The following is a 723-nucleotide window of genomic DNA, read 5'->3' as shown; positions in this document are numbered from 1 at the left end:
GAACTGAGTGCCGTCGACTGAAAGTAAACTTAGGCCAAACCATTTGTCATCGCTATCTTCCTGCTGGGTCCAATGGGCTGCTGTCAGTTTAAAAAGCGCTTCCAAAGGTTGGGCGGTGAGGCGCTTTAGAAGTGGACCCCATTGGTTGGACACACAAGCTAATTTTTTAAGTGTTTGATCCCGCTCATGCTGCGTATCTTTGCCTGCCGAAGTAGGCTTCATCAGGAGTAAGGTCATTGAGTCCCTGATGGTTACGCTCTTCGTTATAGAACACCATGTAGTGGCCGATTTCAAGTTCAGCTTCTCGGGGGGTGGTATAGGCTTTTAAGTAAACCTCCTCATATTTCAAGCTACGCCATAATCGCTCGATGAACACGTTGTCGACCCAGCGTCCTTTCCCATCCATGCTTATCCGTACATCATGGTCGATTAATCTCTGAGTAAACTCAGCGCTAGTAAACTGGCTGCCTTGATCTGAATTGAAGATATCGGGCGGCCCGTAGTGTTGCAGTGCGTCTTCGAGAGCCTCAATGCAAAAGCTTGTATCCATCGTATTCGACAAGCGCCAAGCCAGTACTTTGCGGCTATACCAGTCGATAATGGCCACCAGATACAGGAACCCCTTCGCCATGGGGATGTACGTGATGTCAATCGCCCAAGCTTGGTTTGGATAAGTGACATCGATATCACGCAGCAGGTAGGGATAAACCTTGTGTGCTTTGT

At 48.5% G+C, this 723-nt stretch carries 1 protein-coding gene; it reads right to left on the bottom strand.

All coding sequences use genetic code 11. The features are described 5' to 3' along the window. Positions 1-184: 184 nt before the first annotated feature. Positions 185-723, bottom strand: a 539-nt coding sequence (locus tag GMA8713_RS26080; protein ID WP_062705098.1) for an IS3 family transposase, incomplete at its 5' end; no start/stop codon positions are given.

It is taken from the genome of Grimontia marina, from assembly GCF_900060185.1.
Lineage (GTDB): Bacteria > Pseudomonadota > Gammaproteobacteria > Enterobacterales > Vibrionaceae > Enterovibrio > Enterovibrio marinus.
This window is presented reverse-complemented; position numbering and strand designations above follow the sequence as displayed.